The 21358-nt window shown below is 68.0% G+C and carries 18 protein-coding genes; 10 read left to right on the top strand and 8 right to left on the bottom strand.

Features of this window, described 5'->3' with window-relative positions; all coding sequences use genetic code 11:
• Positions 1 to 11: 11 nt before the first annotated feature.
• The 5 genes from U9983_RS04220 to U9983_RS04200 all read left to right on the top strand — a co-directional run bounded on the left by U9983_RS04220 (position 12) and on the right by U9983_RS04200 (position 5309).
• A complete protein-coding gene (locus tag U9983_RS04220) occupies positions 12 to 1139 on the top strand; it encodes an ABC transporter ATP-binding protein (protein WP_322752756.1) in 1128 nt (375 codons plus the stop codon).
• Positions 1136 to 1954, top strand: a complete 819-nt coding sequence (locus U9983_RS04215) for an ABC transporter (protein ID WP_322752755.1) — start codon at positions 1136 to 1138, stop codon at positions 1952 to 1954. Before U9983_RS04220 ends, U9983_RS04215 begins: the two co-directional genes overlap by 4 nt.
• 278 nt (positions 1955 to 2232) lie before the next feature.
• On the top strand, positions 2233 to 3468 hold the full coding sequence (locus tag U9983_RS04210) for a cytochrome P450 (RefSeq protein ID WP_322752754.1): 1236 nt from the start codon (positions 2233 to 2235) through the stop codon (positions 3466 to 3468).
• Between the two features lie 69 nt (positions 3469 to 3537).
• Entirely contained in the window at positions 3538 to 4776 is a 1239-nt protein-coding gene (locus U9983_RS04205; protein WP_322752753.1) for a cytochrome P450, read from the top strand.
• A gap of 38 nt (positions 4777 to 4814) precedes the next feature.
• A complete protein-coding gene (locus U9983_RS04200; protein ID WP_322752752.1) occupies positions 4815 to 5309 on the top strand; it encodes an RNA methyltransferase in 495 nt (164 codons plus the stop codon).
• A 49-nt stretch (positions 5310 to 5358) separates the two neighbouring features.
• Here the strand turns inward: U9983_RS04200 and U9983_RS04195 are convergent, their stop codons facing one another.
• The 4 genes from U9983_RS04195 to U9983_RS04180 form a co-directional block, all read right to left on the bottom strand.
• Positions 5359 to 6117, bottom strand: coding sequence for an RNA pseudouridine synthase (locus tag U9983_RS04195; RefSeq protein WP_322752784.1), 759 nt, complete (start codon positions 6115 to 6117; stop codon positions 5359 to 5361).
• 66 nt (positions 6118 to 6183) lie between these two features.
• Positions 6184 to 7119, bottom strand: a complete 936-nt coding sequence (locus U9983_RS04190) for an SDR family oxidoreductase (protein WP_322752751.1) — start codon at positions 7117 to 7119, stop codon at positions 6184 to 6186.
• A 107-nt stretch (positions 7120 to 7226) separates the two neighbouring features.
• The gene (locus U9983_RS04185; protein WP_322752750.1) at positions 7227 to 8297 is read right to left on the bottom strand and encodes an amidohydrolase family protein; all 1071 of its coding nucleotides are present in this window, start codon (positions 8295 to 8297) and stop codon (positions 7227 to 7229) included.
• 108 nt (positions 8298 to 8405) lie between these two features.
• Positions 8406 to 9083, bottom strand: a complete 678-nt coding sequence (locus U9983_RS04180) for a TetR/AcrR family transcriptional regulator C-terminal domain-containing protein (protein ID WP_322752749.1) — start codon at positions 9081 to 9083, stop codon at positions 8406 to 8408.
• Positions 9084 to 9375: 292 nt separating this feature from the next.
• Here U9983_RS04180 and U9983_RS04175 point away from each other — a divergent pair, with 292 nt between their 5' ends.
• The 4 genes from U9983_RS04175 (at position 9376) to U9983_RS04160 (ending at position 13783) form a co-directional block, all read left to right on the top strand.
• Positions 9376 to 10023, top strand: coding sequence for a nitroreductase family protein (locus U9983_RS04175; RefSeq protein ID WP_322752748.1), 648 nt, complete (start codon positions 9376 to 9378; stop codon positions 10021 to 10023).
• Positions 10024 to 10193: 170 nt separating this feature from the next.
• Positions 10194 to 11555, top strand: a complete 1362-nt coding sequence (locus U9983_RS04170) for a chloride channel protein (RefSeq protein ID WP_322752747.1) — start codon at positions 10194 to 10196, stop codon at positions 11553 to 11555.
• A gap of 99 nt (positions 11556 to 11654) precedes the next feature.
• Complete coding sequence (locus tag U9983_RS04165) at positions 11655 to 12419, top strand: SDR family oxidoreductase (protein WP_322752746.1); 765 nt, start codon at positions 11655 to 11657, stop codon at positions 12417 to 12419.
• 155 nt (positions 12420 to 12574) lie between these two features.
• The gene (locus tag U9983_RS04160) at positions 12575 to 13783 is read left to right on the top strand and encodes an acyl-CoA dehydrogenase family protein (protein ID WP_416211268.1); all 1209 of its coding nucleotides are present in this window, start codon (positions 12575 to 12577) and stop codon (positions 13781 to 13783) included.
• 86 nt (positions 13784 to 13869) lie between these two features.
• On the opposite strand, the gene U9983_RS04155 is transcribed toward U9983_RS04160, so the two are convergent.
• Positions 13870 to 14646: a glucose 1-dehydrogenase gene (locus U9983_RS04155; RefSeq protein WP_322748190.1), complete on the bottom strand. Its 777-nt coding sequence runs from the start codon at positions 14644 to 14646 to the stop codon at positions 13870 to 13872.
• A gap of 181 nt (positions 14647 to 14827) precedes the next feature.
• Here U9983_RS04155 and U9983_RS04150 point away from each other — a divergent pair, with 181 nt between their 5' ends.
• The gene (locus U9983_RS04150) at positions 14828 to 15895 is read left to right on the top strand and encodes an amidohydrolase family protein (protein WP_322752744.1); all 1068 of its coding nucleotides are present in this window, start codon (positions 14828 to 14830) and stop codon (positions 15893 to 15895) included.
• Between the two features lie 113 nt (positions 15896 to 16008).
• Here U9983_RS04150 and U9983_RS04145 read toward each other — a convergent pair whose 3' ends face one another.
• The 3 genes from U9983_RS04145 to U9983_RS04135 form a co-directional block, all read right to left on the bottom strand.
• Positions 16009 to 16716, bottom strand: coding sequence for an ABC transporter ATP-binding protein (locus tag U9983_RS04145; protein ID WP_322752743.1), 708 nt, complete (start codon positions 16714 to 16716; stop codon positions 16009 to 16011).
• A gap of 51 nt (positions 16717 to 16767) precedes the next feature.
• Positions 16768 to 19767 (bottom strand): ABC transporter permease subunit, encoded by a 3000-nt coding sequence (locus tag U9983_RS04140; protein ID WP_322752742.1) that lies wholly within the window; start codon positions 19765 to 19767, stop codon positions 16768 to 16770.
• Positions 19768 to 19854: 87 nt separating this feature from the next.
• Positions 19855 to 21072 carry an ABC transporter substrate-binding protein gene (locus U9983_RS04135; RefSeq protein WP_322752741.1) on the bottom strand — a complete coding sequence of 406 codons (1218 nt, stop codon included), beginning with the start codon at positions 21070 to 21072 and terminating at the stop codon, positions 19855 to 19857.
• Positions 21073 to 21358: the final 286 nt, after the last annotated feature.

Raw genomic sequence — 21358 nt, 5'->3', positions numbered from 1 at the left:
GCGTGGACGGCATGACAACGACTCTCGACGGTTCCAGCGCCACTCCCGGCGCCCATCCCGGCGCTCTGCCTGCGAATCCCGGTATCTTGCCGCCGACGCTCGCCAAGCCGCACCCGCCGGCGATCGACGTGCGCGGGCTCACCAAACGCTTCGGCCGCCGAACGGTCGTCGACGGCCTCGACATCACCGTTCCCACCGGAGTGGTCGCCGGCTTCGTCGGGCCGAACGGAGCGGGCAAGACGACAACCCTGCGGATGCTGCTCGGGCTCGTCCGCCCAACGGCTGGGAGCGGCACGATTCTCGGGCATCCGCTCACCCGTCCAGCGGACTACCTGCCCAGGATCGGCGCCCTGATCGAAAGTCCGGCGCTGTACCCGGCGCTGTCCGGCGAACGCAACCTCGCGTCGCTGGCCGTCCTCGCGGGCCAGGATCCGGATCGTGTCCCGGACGTCCTGGACACGGTCGGGCTGGCCGGCCGGGGCGGCGATGCCTTCCGCACCTACTCGCTGGGGATGAAGCAGCGCCTTGCGATCGCAGCCGCTCTGCTCTGCGATCCCGAGCTGCTCGTTCTCGACGAACCGACCAACGGCCTCGATCCGTCCGGTATCCGCCAGATGCGGGATCTCGTCCGTTCGCTCGGCGGCGACGCCCGCGGCTCCGGCGCGGACCCCTCGGCCCATCCGCGCCGGACCGTGCTGATCTCATCCCATCTGCTCACCGAGGTCGAGCAGATCTGCGACTGGATCATCGTAGTCGAGCGGGGCAGGTTGGCCTACCAGGGGCCGACGGACGGCCTGATGGCCGATGGAAGCCATCGTGTGACGTTGCGCCCGGAGCAGCCCGATCAGCTTGGCATGCTGGCCGATCTGGTCGCCGGCTTCGGCCTGCGGGTGACGCGCGACGACGATCACATCACCCTGCACCTGGACGGTGTCGCGGCTGGCACGACGCACAGCACGACGCACAGCGACCAGAACGCGGCGGCGAGGACGTCTCTGCTGGCCGAGCTGAACCGGGCGACGCTCGCCCGCGGCATCACCCTCGTCGAGATCGCGCAGCAGCGGGTGAGCCTTGAAGAGCGCTATCAGGGCCTCGTCGAGACCACCACGAACAGCCAGGCTGGGGAGGAGACACGATGAACATCACCACCACGGTGGCCCGCGCCTACCGGGCCGAAATGATCAAACTGCGCCGGCCGAGCACTCTTGCGGCGATGGGAGTGATCGGGGCGCTGAGCGTGCTGGCGACCGTGCTCGCGTACGCGCTCGCGCATGCGACCCCTGACCTCACCGTCACCGCGAGGGGCTCGGGCTTTCAGGTCATGCTGGCCCAGCTCGCCGCCCCGGCCGGGCCGACGCTGGGGTTCGTGGGCGGGACGACGTTCATCGGACTGCTGGTCTTCGTCGTGTTCACCGTAAGTATGACCAACGAATACGGTCAGGGAACCCTGCGCACGCTCTTCCTGCGGGAACCCCGCCGTCTGGGCTGGCTCGGTGGACGGCTGGGCGCCATGTTCTCGGCCCTTGCCGCCGCGCTGCTCGTCGCACTGATGCTGAGCGTCGCCACGGCACTGCTCATGAGCCAGATACGCGGTATCGACACATCACAGTGGTGGACGGGCGCAGCGCTGCGCGAAGCTGCCGACAACTACCTCAACGCCCTGGTGGGAACGGTGTTCTTCGCGCTGGTCGGGACCACGCTGGGCATCCTGCTGCGGTCCACCACCCTCGCCCTCGCGATCGGCATCGCCTGGATGTTCCCGGTCGAGCACATCGTCCAGAACGCCTGGAGCGGCGCAACCGGGGTCTTCCCCGGTCTCGTGTTCGACGCGGTGGGACGAGGCGGGGTGGTCGACGCCTCGTACGGTTCCGCCCTGGCGGTCGGCACCGGGTACGCCCTGATTGCCGCCGTCCTCGGCGCGGTCAGCCTCGCCCGCCGCGACGTGACAGCCTGACTCCGCTCCAGCGACTCTCACAAATTCAAGAGAATTGACCATTTTTCGATTGATCCATTCTGATTTCGAATGGCAGCCGCCCAGCCCCGGCCGACATCGTCGGAGTTGGTGGGAAATTCATCGCCGATTTATGGTGGGGCCAACCGCTCCGGCCACGACTGCGCGACCATTCCCTCGCTCCCGAAGGCGGTCCGCGAAGCGTGCGGATCTTCGACGACGAATTCGCGAGAAAATCCCGACGACCTGTCATCGCCTCCGGACCTCGGAAAGGTCACGCCATGAATCCAGCCACAGTCGGGCCGCCGGTAGCCGACCCACCGACCGTGGTCTTCGATGGCTTCGACCCGGCACACCGCGCTGATCCCTATCCGCGCTACGCCGTGGTACGGGAGGCCACAGCGCTGTACCGCAGCGCACTCGGGCCACACCTGGTGACCCGGTACGCCGAGTGCGCCGCCGTGCTGTCGGAGCCGGCATGGAGCCATGCCGGCGAGGCGGAGCTCTTCCACCCGGACGTGGACCAGCACGAACTGCCGGCGTCCTTCCTGTGGATGGATCCCCCCGACCACACCCGGCTGCGCGGGCTGGTCAGCAAGGCGTTCACCGCCAGGCGGGTGCTGGACCTGCGACCGCGGATCGCCCAGATCGTCGACGGACTGCTCGACGCGGCGCTGGCCGCCGGCGAGGTGGACGCGGTCGAGTCGCTGGCCTATCCGTTGCCGCTGACGGTCATCTGCGAACTGCTGGGCGTACCCGCGGCCGACCACGACCTCATCCACCGGTGTGCACCCGCGCTGGCCCGCGGGTTCGACCCCGATCTGCTGCTGACCCAGCGGGAGCGGACGGCCAGGAGCGACGCCGCAGCCGAGCTGCTGGCCTACTTCGCCCACCTGATCGCCAGCAGGCGTGCGGAGCCCGCCGCCGATCTGGTCAGCGAGCTCGGTGCGGTACAGGAACGCGGCGACGTCCTCACCGCGCAGGAGATGCTCGCGACCTGCGTGACCCTGCTCGTGGCCGGACACGAGACCACGGTCAACCTGGTCGGCAACGGGTTGCTCGCCCTGCTGCGCCATCCCGGGCAGCTGGCTCTGCTGCGGGCCCGCCCGGAGCTCGCCGCGCCCGCCGTGGACGAGCTGCTGCGCCACGACTCACCGGTGCACATGACCACCCGGGTAGCCCGCCGCGGGCTCATGCTCGGCGGACAGGCCTTTGCCCCGGGTGAGGGCATCGTGCTCCTCATCGGGTCCGCCAACCGGGACCCGCGGGCCTTCGATCGACCCGATGAGCTCGACCTCGCCCGCTACGCCGACGAAGCCGGCACCGCCCGTCACCTCACGTTCAGTCTGGGCATCCACTACTGCCTCGGCGCACCGCTGGCGAGGTTGGAGATGGAGGTTCTGCTCACCGCGATCGTCCGCCGGGTGCGGCGGCTCCTGCCCGGCTCCACCGGGCCGACCTACAAGCCGAACCTGGTGCTGCGCGGCCTGGCCAGGCTGCCCGTCCAGGTGCGCTGACCGTCCAGATGCGCTGACCGTCGTTATTCCGAGGACACCGTCGTTACTCCCGAGGACGAGGAGAAGTAGATGACGAGCGCCCCGACCGCGGACAACCCGCTGGCAGTCTTCGGCCCGCAACACCGGGCCGACCCCTACCCGGTGTATCGGCGGATCCGGGAGGGCGGGGCGCTCCAGCCGATCGGCCCGACGCTGTGGCTCGCTCCCCGCTACCAGGAATGCGAAGCCGTGTTGGCGAACCCCGACTGGGGCCACGGTTACGACGACGGCATCAACCCGTTCCGGCCCGACGTCGCGGCGGCGGACGTACCGGGGTCGTTTCTGGTACGCGACCCACCCGAACACACCCGGCTCCGGGCGCTGGTCAGCCGGGCGTTTTCAGCACGGACGGTCGCCGAACTGCGCGCCGGCGTGACTGCCACCGCCGATCGGCTCACCGCCGAGATGCTCCAGGCCGGCGGGACGGACGGGACGGGCGAGGCCGACGTGATGACGTCCCTGGCGGATCCGCTGCCGCTGCACACCACAGCCGCACTGCTCGGCATTGCCGTGCAGGAGACCGAACGGCTCCGTGACCCGCTGCGGGCGATGTCCCGCGGCGTCGACCCGGATGTGTTCCTCTCCCCGGCCGACATCGCCGCCCGGGAGGCGGGCGAGCGGACGCTGGAGAGCACCTTCGCCGACCTCATCGAGCAGCGGCGGGCCACCCCGACAGACGATCTGCTCGGCATGATCGCGACGGCTGCGGGCATCGAGGGCCCAATCAACCGGGAGCTGCTCTCCCTCGCCGCACTGATGATCGTCGGCGGCTACGGCACCTCGGAAAGCATGATTGGCAACGCCGTGCTCGGCCTGCTCCGAAACCCCGACCAGCTGGCGCTGCTACGCCGTCGCCCGGAACTGGCGGAGTCGGCGGTCGAGGAGCTCGTGCGGTTCGAACCACCCGTCCAGTTCACCCATCGCGTGGCCCTGCGCGAGCTCACGGTCGGCGGCCAGGTCTTCCCGCGTGGCAGCGGTGTGATCGTCATGCTCGCCTGCGCCAACCGGGACCCGGCGGTGTTCGTCGAACCGGATCGGCTCGACATCACCCGCTACCACGGCCCGTCGCCGGCCCGGCGCCACCTGGCATTCAGCCTCGGCGTCCATTTCTGCATCGGCGCCGTCCTCGGGCGGATGCAGGTCGAGGCCGCCATCATGGCGCTGCTCCGGGCGACCGGCGAACTCACGCTGGCCGCCGAACCTCGCTACCGCGCCAATGTCGCGATCCGGACGTTGGACACGTTGCCGGTCAGGCTGCGCACGGCCTGACCGGCTATCGCCTACCGCCAACCCGTATCATCGACGGCATGTTCGAACAGGTTCGACATCGCCCACCGGCGCTGCTAGATCGGCCGAGGGAAATTGTTGTCGCCTGCGCTCCAACCCGTAGCCATGTGAACATGGCCAGTATAGTCCGTACTGCAGGTTGTTGTGCAGTCAAAAAGGTAATCGTCTGCGGGAATGCTCGTATCGATCCGAAAATTACCCGGGACAGTACGGAGCAGACCCCGATCGAGCACCGCCGCACGCTGAGCCCGGTGTTGAGAACTCTCGCACAGGACGGCTACACACTCGTGGGCCTCGAACAGACGACCAACTCGGTGAATCTGCACGAGTTTCAGTTTTCGCGTAAGACGGCGCTGGTGATCGGCAACGAACGACTTGGCCTCAGCGAGGAAGAACTGGCGCTCATGGGTGCATGCGTGGAGATTCCCGTGTGGGGACTGCCGCACAGCTATAACGTCTCGGTGGCCACCGCCATGGCCTTGTACGAATACTGCCGGCAATATCCAGCCGGTTGACGGTTGACGGTTGACGGTTGACGGCCGTGCACCTGATAAACATGATCAATCAGCCGCTGACGGGTAGCCGCCGGTCTCGTCGTGAACTTCCCTTGAGGATGGCATCGGCCGCATCCAGAAGTTCGTCGGGAGAACGGGGTGCCAACCCCCGGACAACAGGTTCCCAGAAGTCGGTACCAGGTTTGGCTTCAACCTCGACCCGCTGCGGCCGGGGCGCTGCCGTCTCAAAAGCGATCCGCAATGAATGAAGATGGGTACGCGGTGTCGGTGCGTCGGTCTTCTTGCTGAACAAGGGATCGCCGACAATGGCGTGGCCGACCCAGGCGAGGTGGACGCGGATCTGGTGCCTGCGGCCGGTCACGGGCATCGCAAGGACCACGACATGCTGGTCGTCATCCCAGAGGTTCACGAAGTCGGTACGTGACGGGTAGTTCTTACGTGACAGCAGGTTGGCGGCCTTGACATACCACGTGCCGACCGCTGGATCATGCTCGATATGCTGCCGTTCTGCTGCTACTCGAATCCTGCCGCTGCCAGCGGTCAGCAGCGGCAGGTCGATGGTGCCCCGGTCAGGAAAGTGGCCAGGCTGGCATATCGCCAGGTATGCCTTGGCCACGGTTTGCTTCACGAACTGGCGAGTGAGCGCGCCATGGGATTTCTGCGTCTTGGCGAGCACCACCGCGCCCGAGGTCACCTTGTCGATTCGGTTTACCCACCACAGGAGCTCACCGGCGTCGGCAGCCATCGTGACGAGGTCTGTGTCGTGGCGTTCACCCATGACGGACAGCCCAGGTGGCTTGTTGACCACGAGCGCGAAGTCGTCCTCCCAGAGAACGATCCGCTCTCGGAGCCCACTCCAGTCCGCCACTGGTGTTTACCGCGCACCTGCGGCACCGGCGGGTGCCTCGTACCCTGGGATGACCAGCGGCGGGACGCCCGGCGAACCACCGGCGAACAGCTCCGCCCGGGCACTCACAAGATCTTCAACGGTCCAGCGCGCGTCCCGTTCGACCCGACCCACCTCGTGCCACGGCCCGATCCAGATCACCTGGCCACCGCCCACGCAGAAGACCTGCCCGTTGACGTCGGACGCGTGCGGGCTGGCCAGAAAGGCGACCAGCGGCGCGATGTTCGCCGGCGAAAGCTCGTCGAAACCGTCCTCCACCTCCTGCGTCATACCGATCGTCGCGGTCAGCCGCGTCCGCGCCCGTGGTGCGATCGCGTTGACGGTCACGCCGAAGCGTTCCAGCTCGCGGGCGAGGACGAGGGTCATCGACGCGATCCCCGTCTTCGCCGCGGCGTACGAGGACTGCCCGGGGTTGCTGAACAGGCCCGAGTCGCTGGTCGTGTTGATGATCCGCCCGTAGGTGGGCTGGCCTGCCTTCGAACGTTCGCGCCAGTAGGCGGCGGCAAACCGTGACGGCGCGAAGTGACCCTTGAGATGGACGCGGATCACCGCGTCCCAGTCCTCCTCGGTGACGTTGAAACTCATCCCGTCACGCAGGATCCCGGCATTGTTGACCAACACGTTCAGGTCGCCATAGGTGTCGACCGCCTGCTGGACCAGCCGCTGCGCGCCAGCCCAGTCCGCGACGTCGTCCCCGTTGACAACCGCTTCGCCGCCTGTGTCACGGATCAACTGCGCGGTCTCCTGAGCCGGCGTCGCATCCGCTCCGAGCCCGGTACGGTCACCACCAAGATCATTGACAACGACCCGGGCGCCCTCGGCCGCGAGCCACAGGGCCTCCTCCCGTCCGATGCCCCGGCCCGCCCCGGTAACGATGGCCACCTTGCCGTCCAGTGAGCTCATTGCGCCCCCTTCTCTCGACCTCTGTCCGAATACAGTGAACATAGTTCAATATTTCATTCGGACAAGTGGATGCGATCGCGGATCGAACGCCGTCATTCAGCGGCCCCCTAGACGGTCACGGGCGGCTCGGCTACCCCGAACACCTCGTTGAAGCAGTCGATGGTGATGCGGCGCCGCACGTCCTGCGCCACGTCGTCGAACAGCTCGTGCAGCACCTTCTGGGTGTTCGGGAAGGTCCCCTCCAGATGTGGGTAGTCACTGCCCCACATGACGTTGCGGAAACCCAGCGCGGTCGCCGTACCGATGGCGCTGGGATCATGCTGGAAGGATGCGTAGACCTGGCTGTAGATGATCTCGCTGGGTCGCCGCGACAGCTTGGGGCGAACGAACATGTCGTGCTGGCGGTAGGCCTCGTCCATCCGGTCGGCGAGCGCCGGGACGAACGTGGCGCCGCTTTCAGCCATCACGATCCGCAGGCCGGGGTAGCGATCCAGCACACCGGATGCCACGAGATGGGCAATGGTGCGCTGGGCCGGGTAGAAGGTCTCCACGTAGTTGATGACGGCGCCACCCGGGCCCCGGGCCACCTTCTGTTCGGCACCGGTGCCGATGTGGAAGCAGATCGGGATGTCGGCCTCGGCCGCGGCCGCCCACAGCGGCTCCCAGACCTCGTTGTTGAAGTCGCGGCCTTCCGGCGGGGTCGCCGGCAGGAACACCGCCCGGTAACCGGCCGACACGGCGCGCGCCAGCTCGGCGACGGCATCGTCGGTGTCAAGCACCGAGACCACGGCCACTCCCACGAAACGCGGCGAGACGCCCATGACCTCCGACAGGCACCAGTCGTTGTAGGCCTTCCCGCACTCGCGGGCCAACTCCCGATCAGTCATGATCGTCGTCCAGAGCGCCCGGGACGGGAAGACGACCTCGGCCCAGACCCCCTGCTCGTCGAGGTCTTCCAGCCGGATGCGAGGGTCCTCCGCGCCGGGCGGCCGCATCGCGTCGGAGAACGCGATCGGATCGCGGCGAATGATCTGCCCGTCGACGTAGACGGTCTCCCTGCCATCCGCCCGCTCGGCGCGTGGAGCACGGTCCGCGAGCCGCTTCGGGAGGGCGTCCCTCCACAGATCGTGCGGCTCAAGCACGTGCGAGTCCGCCGAGTTGACCCAGATCTTCGCCATGTGTGACTCCCCGCCACTCGGTATAACGACTTTATCTTGTATACCTCAATTCGAGCGGAGTGTCGCCTCTGCCGCAAGGCCCCCCGGCAAGGGGGATGACGGGCCCCGTCAGGATGGTGACGGGGACGCGGGGGTCACGCCGGCGGCTCGCGCCCGGGTCTCGGCGAGCCGGTTGCGCAGGCCGCTGATCACGGTGTCCAGGCCGTACTCCCGAAAGTCACGCCCATGCAGGTTGGCCTGAGCGGGACCGACCAGGTCCAGCGCGGGGAAACCAGCGGCCACCGGCGCCCGGCTACGAGGTGCTCGCCGTCCCCGCATCGCCGCCTCCACGTTGAAACGGCCGTACATGAACGTGTGGACCGTTGCATAGGCGAGCCCGGCTTCGGTCTCGTCAAACCCGGCGTCCAACAGGAACGACAGGGAGGCCTCCATCAGTCGGCGGCCGTTGGGCGGCAGGCCCGGTGTGTCGGCCAGTCGCGCGGCAACACCGGGATAACGGTCCAGGGCATCCGCGACGGCCAGCGACAACGTCCGCAGGCGCTGCTCCCAGGAGCCCTGGGTGGGTACCCGCACCTGCGCGAGCACAGCGTCCACAACAAGATCTACCAGGGTCTGCTTGTCGCGGACGTGGTGATAGAGCGCCATCGGGGTGGTGCCGAAATGGCCGGCGACGGTCCGCATGGTCAGGCCGTCCAGGCCGAGCTCCCGAGCGAGATCCAACGCCACCGACACGATCTCGTCGAGGCCGAGCGCGGGCAGCCGCTCGCGGGGTTCTGTCGGCGTCATCGCCACTACACCTCCAGCTCCCCGCCGGGACGATTGATCCCAGTTCACCAGGACGACCTCGCGAGAACTACCCGAAGACGGCGTCCTCGTCACGAATCATCCTGGGAGTCTAGAAGACCACGCCCCCGTCGAGCCGCAGGGTCGTCGCGTTGACGAAGTCCGCATCCGGCCCGGCCAGGAAGGCGACCGCGGCAGCGACGGTCATCCCCCCAGTGCGCGAAACGGGTGCCGCCGCCGACCGGGGACACATAGTGTCGGCGTGCGCCGACCCGCCACCAGAAGAAAGATCAACATGCAACTCTTGGATCTCACCGCGGATGAGCTGCTGAGCACCACCCGCAGCGTGCGCAGACGGCTCGATCTGGAACGGCCCGTCGAGCCGGAGGTGATCGACGAGTGCCTGCGGATCGCTCTGCAGGCACCGACCGGGTCCAATGCGCAGAACTGGCACTGGGTGGTGGTCACCGATCAGGGCCTGCGGACCGCCATCGCCGAGTACTACCGCACATCGTTCACGGCCTACATCACGACGTCCCAGCGAGCGATCGCCACGATCGCCGATCCCGACCGTCAGGCATCCCAGCTACGGGTGGCCTCCTCCGCCCAGTACCTCGCCGACAACCTCCACCGGGTACCGGTCTTCGTGCTCGGCTGCCTGGAGGGTGACCCGCAGGGGTACCCGGCATGGCAACTGCCGGCATACTGGGGCTCGCTGCTGCCAGCCGCCTGGAGCTTCATGCTGGCCGCGCGCGCCCGCGGCCTGGGGACGTCCCTGACCACGGTGCACCTGCGTTACGCCGCCGAGGTCGGCGAACTGCTCGGCATCCCGGCGAACGTGAGCCAGGGTGTACTCATACCGGTCGCCTACACTGTGGGCACCGACTTCAAGCCCGCACCGAGGCCGCCGCTGGAGACGGTCGTCCACCGCGACCGGTGGTAGGCGGCCGGGAGCAGACGGGACCGCCGGTCCGCCGGTCGGCGGTTGTCGGGGAGCGGTCCAGGGAACAAGCCATCGGGTGTGGTCTGGTCACTCGCCGTTGACGCACCAGGGGATCCCTGCCGCCGCTCCCCTCAAGCCGCGCGCGGCCGGCAGTCCGGAGATGGTCGACGATGACGACCGTTCGGCGCGACAGCTCCGACCAGAATGTCAGCGTTCACAAACAGACGACCCCGACCGACCCGCCGGCGAACGATCCGCTGGCCCCGCTGCGGGACCCCCGTTACCTCGGATTGCTCGCTCTCGCCGGGATCCTCGGCGTACCGATCTCGGCCGTGGCATACGGCTTCCTCAAACTGGTCTCCACCACCCAGGAGTGGATCTTCACAGACCTTCCTGTCACGCTGGGCTTTCGTGCGCAGCCACTGTGGTGGCCGGTACCCACGCTCGCGGTGGCGGGCATCCTGGTCGCGCTTGCCATCCGATACCTGCCCGGAACGGGCGGTGCGTCACCAGCCGACGGATTCACAACACATGGCGCACCCGCACCCGCTGAACTGCCGGGCATCGCGATCGCCGCGCTGGCGACCCTGTGCTTCGGCGCGGTGCTCGGGCCTGAAGCGCCGCTCATCGCGATCGGTGGCGGCCTGGCAGCGTATGCGGTGCGGCTGGCCAGACGCGACCCGCCCGCACGAGTCAGCGCGGTGCTGGCCGCGGCCGGCGGCTTCGCGGCCATCAGCACCCTGTTGGGCTCGCCGCTGATCGCGGCCTTCCTGCTGATGGAAGCGGTGGGGCTGGCCGGAGCGACGCTCGAGCTGGTACTGCTGCCCGGTCTGCTCGCCGCCGGGATCGGCAGCCTGATCTTCATTGGCCTGGGTTCCTGGACCGGCTTCGGAACCTTCTCACTGGCGATTCCCAACCTTCCCCCGGTCGGCCAACCGAACGTCGCCGAATTCGGGTGGGCACTGGTCATCGGGGTCGCCGCAGCTCTGATCGGATCGGCCATCCGACTGCTCGGCCTGCGGCTGCGGTCCCCGGTGGAACGGCGCCTGCTGTGGGCGACCCCGCTGGTGGGCCTGATCATCGCCGGTCTGGCGATCGCGTATGCGCAGGGCAGCGGGCGGGACACCGCCGAGGTGCTGTTCTCGGGGCAGGACGCGCTGGGACCGCTCATCGCCCACGGCGCGGGCTACTCGCTGGGAGCGCTGCTGCTGCTCCTGGTCTGCAAGGGCCTCGCCTACGGCGCGTCGTTGAGCAGCTTTCGGGGCGGACCCGTCTTCCCGGCGATGTTCCTGGGCGCGGTGGGCGGCATCGCCATGTCTCACCTGCCCGGCCTGCCGCTGGTGGCGGGTGCGGCCATGGGCATCGGGGCGATGAGCGCGGCGATGCTCAGGCTTCCGATGACCTCGGTCCTGATGGCCACCCTGCTGCTGCTGACCGACGGCCTGGCCACCATGCCGTTGGTCATCGTGGCGGTGGCGGTGGCGTATGTGACGACCGTGCGGCTGACCCCGGCGCGGGTCGGTTCGACATGATAGCCCGCTTGCGGAAAATCAGTTATCTTATCTATCACTTCAGGGCACGAGTGCCCGACACGTGGGATGGACGGTACGGCCCGACATCGGAGGCACTGCATGGCATCGGAGTTCGGTGGGCGGGTCGCCCTGGTGACGGCGGCGGCGGGACAGGGCATCGGCCAGGCGACGGCCAGGCGACTCGCCGCCGGTGGCGCCCGGGTCGTCGTCACCGACATCCACGAGCGACGGACCCACGCGGTCACCGCCGCGATCGCCGCCGACTATCCGGACACCACCGTGGTCGGATACCCGATGGACGCCGGTGACCGTGACCAGATCGACAAGGTCGTCACCGAGGTGACGGGCACCCTCGGCCCGGTGCAGATCCTGGTCAACAACGCCGCCGTGAACGTGCTCGGCGGCATCTTCGACTACGATCCGGCCGCCTGGGACCGCGTCCTGCAAGTGAATCTGACCGGCCCCTGGTACCTGTGCCGGGTGACCATGCCGCTGATGCGCGAGGCCGGCGGCGGCGTCATCGTCAACATCGGCAGCTATGCCCCGGACGTCGGCGGCAACGGCATCGAGTCACCGTACGCGGTCACCAAGGGCGGTCTCAACGTGCTCACCCGCAGTTGCGCGCACGAGGGCGGCCCGCACGGCATCCGGGCGGTCACGGTATCGATGGGCCTGGTAAAGGGGACCAAGTTCGTCGACGACCATCCCGAGCTGGCAGACATCCCCGGCGCTCTGGGAGTGCTCGCGGACCTCACGACCGCGGACGAGATCGCCGAGACGGTGGCCTTCCTCGCCTCCGACCGCGCCCGCCACATCACCGGCGAGATCGTCAATGTGTCCGGCGGCGCCTACATGCGCACCTGACCGGGACACAGGGCGTAGCCAGCCGCCCGTCATGGCCAGATCAACTGGCCGACGGTGCCAGTGCCGCGTGCGTACCAGTGCGAGCACTCCAGTGACACGTGCAGAAGTTCGTTTCCTCCCCGGCGTGAACGCCGGGGTTTCCACGGAGGATCATGATGACGCTGCAGACAGCGGAAGCCTCATCGCTCGAGACCGTCGACGCGGCCGTCGACCGCCTGCTCGCCGAGTACCCGCCGGCGTCCACGCCGCCGGCGGAGTTCCTGGGTGCGCAGTACGACGCGGGCCTGGCCTGGGTCTCGTTCCCGGTCGGCCTGGGCGGCCTGGGCCTCGGCGTCGGCCTGCAGAAACACATCACCGCCCGGATCACCGCCGCCGGCGGCCCCAGCGGCTTCTTCCGCAACCCGCTGGGATACGGGATGGGCGGACCAACCGTGCTGGCGCACGGAACGGACGAGCAGCAGCAACGGTATCTGCGCCCGCTGTTCACCGGCGAGGAAGTCTGGTGCCAGCTGTTCAGCGAGCCCAACGCAGGCTCGGACCTGGCCTCGCTGGCCACCGTCGCCGTCCCCGACGGGGATGGCTGGGTGATCAACGGGCAGAAGGTGTGGACCTCCTGGGGGCACGTCGCGCGCTGGGGCATGCTGGTCGTCCGTACCGACCCGTCGGTCATCAAACACCGCGGCCTGACCTTCTTCCTGTGCGACATGACAGCCCCCGGTGTCGAGGTGCGGCCGCTGCGGCAGATGACCGGCGACGCCGAGTTCAACGAGGTCTACCTCACCGACGTCCGGCTCTCGGATGCAACGCGCATCGGTGCGGTCGGCCAGGGTTGGGGGGTGGCGCTGACCACGCTCAACAACGAGCGCTACATGCTCAGCGACGGGCTCTCGGCGCGGCCGGCGATCGATGCGGCGATCCGACTGTGGCGGGAGCGGGCCGACACATCCTCGGCGCAGGCGCAGGTGCTGCGTGACCGGCTGCTCGACCTGTGGGTGCAGATCGAGGTCACCCGGCTCACCGTCCTGCGCAGCGACACCGACCGCGAACGCGGCGGGACCGGCCCGCAGGGCGCCGTCGCGAAGCTCGCCACAGCACAGTTGAACAAGCAGGCGACCGACCTCTGCGTGGACCTGCTCGGCGCGGCAGGCATGATCTACGGTTCCTACGACACCCGCGAATTCAACATCGAGGACGCCGCCGACCAGGGCAGCCCGGTCCGCGCCTTCCTGCGCGCCCGCGCCAACACGATCGAAGGCGGCACCTCGGAGATCCTGCGTACCACCCTCGGCGAGCGGGTGCTCGGGCTGCCCGGAGACATCCGGGTCGACAAGAGCCTGCCCTGGAGCGAGGTTCGCCGTTCGTGACCGGATCGGCGGATGGTCCGGATGGCGGATGGCCCGGATGTCGGATGTCGGATGTTCGAAACTCCGACATCCGACACCCGGGTTTCTCAGTCGGGATGGGCGAACTCACCCGGCGCCAGCACCGAACCGCCGTCCACATCGATCACCTGGCCGGTGACCCAGGATGCGTCTGCGGACAGCAGGAACGCGACGACCGAGGCTATGTCCTCCGGTTCACCGAGCCGACGCAGCGGGACCACCCCCGACTGAATGTCCTCCTTGCCCTCCCAGACGAACCGCGAGCCGTCGGTCTTCACCAGGCCGGGGGCGATCGCGTTCACCCGGATGCCTTCCGGGCCGAGATCGAGCGCCAGATCGCGGGTGAGCGCCTCCAGCGCGGCCTTGCCCGCGGTGTACACGGCGGCGTAGGGGACGAGCTTGCGGATGCTGATGGCGGACACGTTGACGACCGCTCCGCCACCGTCCGCCAGGCCCGCCTTCATCGCCTCCTGGATCATCCCGACCGTGATCCAGGAGTTACCGACGACATCACGGGCGAAGCTGTCGCGATCGGCCAGGTGCGGGCGGCCCAGGTAGGTGCTCAACCCCAGGTTGTTCACCAGGAAGTCGATCCGGCCGAACGTCTGGGTGGCAGCGGCGACCAGCAGCGCGGCCGATTGCGGCTCGGCGGCGTCCGCGACGACCGCGTCCACGCTCAACCCGGCGGCCTCGAACTCCGTGCGGGCACTCTCAAGATCATTTTTGTTACGGGCGTTGAGGACGACACCGGCGCCTTCCGTCGCCAACCGCCAGGCGATCGCCCGCCCGATCCCCCGTGATGACCCGGTGACGATTGCCACCCGTCCGCTGAAACGTCCAGCCACAGCCGTTCCCCCGCTCCCCCGAGTCCGTTGTGTACGCGGGACTTTACGGCAACATCCACTTGACAAACGAGCAATGAAATAATATCACTAATTTTAAGAATTAATGCAGTCTCCGAGGGCGGTCGGCCAGCCCTGAAGGGCACTCCCGCCGACGGGACACGGGCAGGAATGAGGAGTCGGCATGGATAAGATCTGGGTGAACTCGGGAGATTCGCACCTGTTGGAGCCGGCCGACCTGTGGACGTCGAGGCTGCCGGCGCACCTGGCGGACCGCGCTCCACGTAGCGAGCGGGGCGACCGGCACGAGACCATCTACGTCGACAACGTGATTCAGCGGCGGGCGCTCAACGACTTCCTGGACTCCTTCCGTCCCCCGGGCGCCTACGACCTCACGCTCCGGCTTCAGGACATGGACGCCGAAGGCATCTGGGGGCAGCTCGTCTTCCCGTCGATGGGCTTTTGGACCGTGCTGATCACCGACCGTGAGCTCGCCGCCGCGTCCGTGCGGGCGTACAACGACTGGTGCCGCGAAGAGATCATGAATGGTTCACCGCGCATCGTCGGCGCAGCCATCCTGTCGATGGCCTCGATTGAAGACGCCGTGGCCGAGATCGAGCGGGTCGCCGGGATGGGCTTCCAGTGTGTGTTCCTGCCCACCGTGGTCGCCGACGGGAAGGAATACGCCCAGGACCACTGGGAACCGGTGTGGGCGGCCGCCGAAGCGGCGAACCTCACGATCGCCTTCCACATCGGCACGGGCTCGGACGCCAAGGCGTTCCGCGGCCCCGGAGCGGCTGTCATCAACTACGTCGAGACGACGTTCCCGGGCATGCGGGTCGTCACCCACCTGGTCGCCGCCGGCGTGCTCGACCGCCACCCGCGGCTGCGGATCCTGATCGCCGAGGGTGGGGCGTCATGGGTGCCGGCCCTCGCCGACCGGATGGACGAGGGCTACCGCCAACACGGCAACTGGGCGCTGCCCAAGCTCTCGGCGCTGCCGAGCGAACTGATCTACCGGCAGGTCTACACCTCCTTCCAGCACGACGTGAGCGCCGTCCCCGCGGTGACCGCGATGGGCTACCGCAACGTCATGTGGGGTGACGACTACCCCCACCTCGAAGGCACCTACGGCCACACCCAGAAGACGCTGCGCGAGCTGTTCCAGGACGTTCCGGACGAGGTGCGCCACACCATCACCCTGGACACCTTCCGCAAGCTGTTCACCGTGCCGGACCGGGTCGAGGCCTGAGGAACACACCCGACTTCGGGCACCTGAGCACCTGAGCACCTGAGCAACGAGGAGAACCCCTGACTGCGGCGCTGCAGTCAGGGGTTCTCCTCGTTCGACGCCTGGCCGCGAGGTCAGACGCCTGCCTGGGCCAGCGGTGCACCGGACAGGTAGGACTGGGTGATGTCGTCCAGGCGTCCACGCAGGTCCTGCGCGGTGCCGCTGAGAACGATCCGGCCACGGCTCATCACATAGGCCCGGTCTGCGAACTCAAGAGCCTTCGCGATGTGCTGCTCGACGAGGAGGACCCCCACGCCGCCGTCCGCGGCGTCGCGGACGGCGCGCAGCAACCGCGTGACGACCAGCGGCGCCAACCCGAGCGAGAGCTCGTCGGCCAACAACAGACTCGGGCGGCGACCCAGCGCCCGGGCCAGGGCCAACATCTGCTGCTGACCGCCGGACAGCAGCCCCACCCGGGTCTTGCGGAACGCCTCAAGCTCCGGGAACAGCTCGAGTGCGAGCGCCGGGTCGCTCCCGCTGACCCGCAGGTTCTCATCGACGTTCAAGCTCATGAACACCGACCGTTCCTCGGTGACAAGACCGAGGCCCGCGCGTGCGCGGCGGTACAGCGGAGCCTTCGTCACCTGCCCGCCGACCCTGACCTCCCCGCCTAGGAGCGGTAGCTCACCACACAGCGTGAGCAGTGTAGTGGTCTTGCCCGCGCCGTTAGGGCCGAGCAATGCGACAACCTCTCCCGGCTCCACGTGCAGGTCGAGGTCGCGCACGACCGCGAGCGAACCGTAACCGGCAGCCAGTCCTATCGCTTCGATCAACGCTGTCATCGTGTGCTCCTCAGCCGGACCTCGAGCGGCGCGCTCATCGAACTTTCGCGATCATACTTTTTCGGATGGAACCAGCTCGTCGGCTCCATCCGGCTCCGCCGAACCGGCCGACTCGGCGGGCTGCTCCGGCTGCTCCGGCTGCTCCGCCGAACCGGCCGACTCGGCGGGCTGCTCCGGCTGCTCCGCCGAACCGGCCGACTCGGCGGGCTGCTCCGGCTGCTCCGGCTGCTCCGACGGCACGGGCACCGCCGGAGCCGGACCGGCTGACGCGCCGCCAGACTCCTCACCGGTCGCGTCCTCACCGAGATAGGCACGGATTACATCGGGATTGGTCCGGATCTCGCCAGGGAGCCCTTCGGCGATCTTCTGGCCGAAGTCGAGTACCGCGATGCGGTCACAGATGCCGAGGACCAGCGGAATGTCGTGCTCGATCAACAGCACGGCGGTGTTGCGCCGCTCGGCGATCCCCCGGATGACCGTCCCGATCTCGGCACTCTCATGGGAGTCCAAGCCCGCGGCCGGCTCGTCGAGGAAGAGCACGCTCGGATCAGCGAGCAGGGCCCGGGCCACACCGACGAGTCGCGCCCGGCCGTGCGGCAGCTCCGCGGGCATGCTGTCAAGCAGATCCGCCAGCCCGAACTCCTCGACGACCTCGTCCATGAGTGCGGACGGACGCTGCCGCCCGGGGCGGATGAGGTCGGTGAGGTAGTACCTCGTCTTCTGGACATCCGCCGCGGCGAGCAGGTTCTCCCGGACGGTCATGTCCGGGAACAGCTCGACCGCCTGGAACGACCGGGCGAGGCCGGCCCGTGCCCGGCGCACCGGGGACCACCTGGCGATGGAGTTCCCGTCCAGCAGCACCTCTCCCGATGTCGGCGGGGTGAAGCCGGTGACGATGTCGAGCAGTGTCGTCTTGCCCGCGCCGTTGGGGCCGATCAGGCCCAACACCGTGCCCGGTTCGACGCGCAGGTTGACGTCCTTGAGCGCCTGCACCCCGCCGAAACGGACGCTGAGGTTACGTACCTCGAGCACGGCGGGCTCCCGGCGGCGGCCGGACGACATCCTGGTGGCGGTAGCCGGTGCGGTGACGGTTGCGGTGGCCGGTGCGGTGACGGTTGCGGTAGCCGGTGCGGTGGCGGTAGCCGGTGCGGTGGCGGTAGCCGGTGCGGTGACGGTAGCCGGTGCCGACTTGCTGCCGCGCAACCGTGCGACGAGTGCCCGATAACCGTCGGAGTTGATCTTTGCGACCCCGTCCGGAGCCTGGAAGAGCGTCAGGATCACGCCAGCGCCCGCGATGAGGGGCAGCCAGCCGCTGATGTCACCGAGAGAATCAACGATCTTCGCCACAGCACCACCAGCAATCATGGTGCCGCCCGCCAGGCTACCCGACGCCCAGCCGATTCCGCCGATCACCGCGTACATGACGACGTTGATGGACCCGAACACGTCGAACTGCGTGAAGACCACGGTCGGGCTACGGAACCCGGTGAGGATCCCGCCGATCGCGGCGATCGCGGCGGCCAGGCCGAACGCGTAGAGCTTGGCCCCGTACACCCCGATACCGATCGATGCCGCGGCCCGCTCGTTACTGCGGATCGCCAGCAACCGGCGCCCGGTGCGGCCACGGCGGACGTTGGCCACCAGGAGCCCGAGCAGCACCAGCATGATCAGGATGAGGGTCGCGTAGCGACGCGGGTAACTGATCGGATCAAGATCGATTCCGAACACGGACGGCGACCCGACGTTCGTCCCGTCGAGCCCGCCGGTGAGCTCACCGTTGTTCAGGATCATGTTCTGGATCACCAACGCCAGGCCGAGCGTGGCGACCGCGAGGTTGACACCGCGGGTGCGCAACGCGGGGAGCGCCACCACGAGCCCGGCCGGGATCGCGACGAGGATGCCGACGAGTGCCGCCAGCCAGAACGGCCACCCCGATGTGGCGACCAGCCGGGCGGCGACCCAGGCGCCGAACCCGGCCAGTGCCCACTGGCTCAGCGACAGCTGCCCGGCGTAACCGGTGACGACCACGACGGACAGCACGAGCACCGCCGCGATGAGGGTCGTCGCGAGCGAGTCGACCCAGTCGGCGGGCACCGTCCAGACGAGCACCGCGCCCACCGCGATCGCCGGCAGCAGGAACAGCAGGTTCACCCGTCCCGGGCCGGGCAGCGGCAGGCGCACGGGAAGGTCGCCGCGAGCGGGTCGGGCGCGGCCACCGAGGGTGAGGATGACGACGATCAGCAGGAACGGCACCGAGTCCGCGAGCCCGGTGACCTGGGCGTAGCGTCCGACCTCCGCCTGCGCGACGCCGAGCACCATGGCGCCGGCGATCGTGAGCAGGAAGGACGAGAAGCCGCCGACCAGCGCCGCGGCGAGTGCCGGTACGACAAGCAGGGTGAGCGAACCCGCGGACAGTCCGGTGATCGGCGCAAGGAAGATCGCCGCGGTCGCGTACAGGGCGCCGCCGACGCTCCAGTTCACCAGTTCGATCATGGATGTCGACCATCCGGAGGCCGCCGCGGTGCGCCGGTTCTCCGCCACCGCCGTGGTCGCGAGACCGAACCGGGTCCGCGAATAGATCAGCCACAGGACGATCGCAAGAATGATCAGCATGCCGATGAGGACGATGCGGTCCTTACCGATGACCAACGAGCCGGTCACGTGCACCGGTTTGGTCGGCAGGATCGATTTCACCAGGTCCTGCGCGGACCCCCAGATGAGCACCACCACGCCCTCGACGAACGACAGGACGCCGAGCGTGGCGATGAGCTTGACCAGCGCGGAGGCCTTGCGCAGCGGAACCATGACTAACAGGTGGGTGGCGCCGCCCAGCGCCGCGCCGAACGCGATGCTCACAACCAGCGCGATGATCCAGTTCACCTGATGGGTGTCGCGCAGGTCGTAGAAGACGAAGGCGGCGAACCCGCCCGTCACACCGCTGGCGAAGTTCAGTACTCCGGAGGCTCGGAAGACCAACACGATCCCGAGCGCGGCCAGCGCGTACAAGCTGCCCGTGCCGAGACCCAGCAGGGCAAAGCGGAGGAATTCCACGTCGGAGAGCCTTTCTTCCGAGAACGCGGATACACCCGCGCACCCGACCGCGCCTGGAGCGCGATCGGATGCGCGGCCGGCCGCGGGTCAGGAGCTGGTGAGTACGTCGAACGCCGTGTTGTCGAACAGTGGAGTGCGGATACCGTTCTTGATCTCCGAGAAGTAAACCGCCGTGGTGAAGATCCTGTTACCCTCGAACAGAACCTTGATCGATTTAGAGAAGTCGACCTTGGGAAGCGGCGAGAAGTTGATCTCACCCGCGGTGCTCAGGGCGTTGGCGAGGCTCTCGCCGTCGATCGTGGGCAGCTTCTGGGCATACTGGGCCACCAGGTGGACGGTCGCCCACGCGGTCAGGGCACCTTCGCTGCGGGTGTCCGCAGGCACGCCCGCAGCGTCCAGCTCGGCGTTGAACTGCTTGATCGCCGGAATGCTGGTGTCGCCGGCCGGCGGCGTGGAACCGACGAGGACCAATCCGTTCGCGGCAGCGCCGAGCGTCTTGACCATTTTGTCCTCGATGACGGTCGCGCCGTAGGCGGGCGTGGCCTTGGAACCCGCCTGCGACAGCGCCAGCAGCAGTTTGGTCGCCTGGGTGGTACCCACCACCAGATCGATGCAGTCGGTGGTGCCGCTGGTCAGCGTGGCCGTGGCGGTCGTCAGATCCGAGGCGGTCGGGGCAATCGGCACCGTCTTGTTGATGCTCAGGTTGAACGGCTTGAGACCGATACCGAAGAAGTTGGCCGAGTTGCGGCCGGCGGCGATGTCGACGACCGCGACGGCCGGATCCTTCTTGCCGAGCTTGCCGCAGGCTGTCCCACCGCCGGCGATGTTGACCGCGCCGCTGCCGAACGGGAAGGAGTACGGACTTTTCAGTTCGGAAGCGCTGCTTGGCACCTCGCCGATCGACGGGATCTTCGCCTTCTCCAGGATCGGCATGTACCTGTCGCCGGTGCTGCTGTTGGCCGTGACGAACAGGTACTTACCCTGGGCCGCCTTGGTCGCGCAGTCGGCGCCCTTGTTCGGGTCGAACTGGTCGTCACAGACAGTGACTTCCAGTGGTCGGCCCTTGATACCGCCGGCCTTGTTGACCGCCGCAGCGGCAGCCTGCACGGCTGCCGGCAATCCCGGGTAGGTGTCGGACGGGCCCGACATCGCCTGGATCGACATGATCTTTATAGGCTCACCCGAAAGCGTGGTTGCGGACCCCGTTCCGCTACCCGCGCTGTCCGATGTGGAACTACCACACGCGACGAGCGCGAGAGCGCCAACGAGCGCTACCGCAAGGGGCGCCTTCGTAGGGACTTTCATGATCCTCCTTGAGAGTGGCAGCTGAAGTCACCAACCGTAGCCATCTGAATCGCTTAATCGGATAGATATTTCAGCAGTCCGCGAAGTGTGACCTTTGACACCCATCACGTCAACCCCCCAGATTCGCCTCACATCCACCGACCCGGATCCACCAGCGGCCCGTTGGCCAAGCAACGCCTTTTCGGTATATTTCGATGACTGTTTACCAGGTGATCTCCACTGGCGTCGCCCGCACCTGCACCCAGACGTCGGGCACCCGGCTCGACCCCACATGATCAACACCGAC

It is taken from the genome of Protofrankia sp. Cas3, assembly GCF_963555955.1.
GTDB lineage: Bacteria > Actinomycetota > Actinomycetes > Frankiales > Frankiaceae > Protofrankia.
Note: the sequence above shows the minus strand (reverse complement) of the source record. Positions and strands in the feature narration are given on the sequence as shown.

Excerpts from the sequence above, each read along its gene's own strand:
- U9983_RS04210 (WP_322752754.1), top strand. The coding sequence starts at position 2,233 with ATGAATCCAGCCACAGTCGGGCCGCCGGTAGCCGACCCACCGACCGTG.
- U9983_RS04175 (WP_322752748.1), top strand. The coding sequence starts at position 9,376 with ATGCAACTCTTGGATCTCACCGCGGATGAGCTGCTGAGCACCACCCGC.
- U9983_RS04150 (WP_322752744.1), top strand. The coding sequence starts at position 14,828 with ATGGATAAGATCTGGGTGAACTCGGGAGATTCGCACCTGTTGGAGCCG.
- U9983_RS04145 (WP_322752743.1), bottom strand. The coding sequence starts at position 16,716 with ATGACAGCGTTGATCGAAGCGATAGGACTGGCTGCCGGTTACGGTTCG.
- U9983_RS04215 (WP_322752755.1), top strand. The coding sequence starts at position 1,136 with ATGAACATCACCACCACGGTGGCCCGCGCCTACCGGGCCGAAATGATC.
- U9983_RS04205 (WP_322752753.1), top strand. The coding sequence starts at position 3,538 with ATGACGAGCGCCCCGACCGCGGACAACCCGCTGGCAGTCTTCGGCCCG.
- U9983_RS04160 (WP_416211268.1), top strand. The coding sequence starts at position 12,575 with ATGACGCTGCAGACAGCGGAAGCCTCATCGCTCGAGACCGTCGACGCG.
- U9983_RS04170 (WP_322752747.1), top strand. The coding sequence starts at position 10,194 with ATGACGACCGTTCGGCGCGACAGCTCCGACCAGAATGTCAGCGTTCAC.
- U9983_RS04180 (WP_322752749.1), bottom strand. The coding sequence starts at position 9,083 with ATGACGCCGACAGAACCCCGCGAGCGGCTGCCCGCGCTCGGCCTCGAC.
- U9983_RS04165 (WP_322752746.1), top strand. The coding sequence starts at position 11,655 with ATGGCATCGGAGTTCGGTGGGCGGGTCGCCCTGGTGACGGCGGCGGCG.
- U9983_RS04190 (WP_322752751.1), bottom strand. The coding sequence starts at position 7,119 with ATGAGCTCACTGGACGGCAAGGTGGCCATCGTTACCGGGGCGGGCCGG.
- U9983_RS04220 (WP_322752756.1), top strand. The coding sequence starts at position 12 with ATGACAACGACTCTCGACGGTTCCAGCGCCACTCCCGGCGCCCATCCC.
- U9983_RS04135 (WP_322752741.1), bottom strand. The coding sequence starts at position 21,072 with ATGAAAGTCCCTACGAAGGCGCCCCTTGCGGTAGCGCTCGTTGGCGCT.
- U9983_RS04200 (WP_322752752.1), top strand. The coding sequence starts at position 4,815 with ATGTTCGAACAGGTTCGACATCGCCCACCGGCGCTGCTAGATCGGCCG.
- U9983_RS04185 (WP_322752750.1), bottom strand. The coding sequence starts at position 8,297 with ATGGCGAAGATCTGGGTCAACTCGGCGGACTCGCACGTGCTTGAGCCG.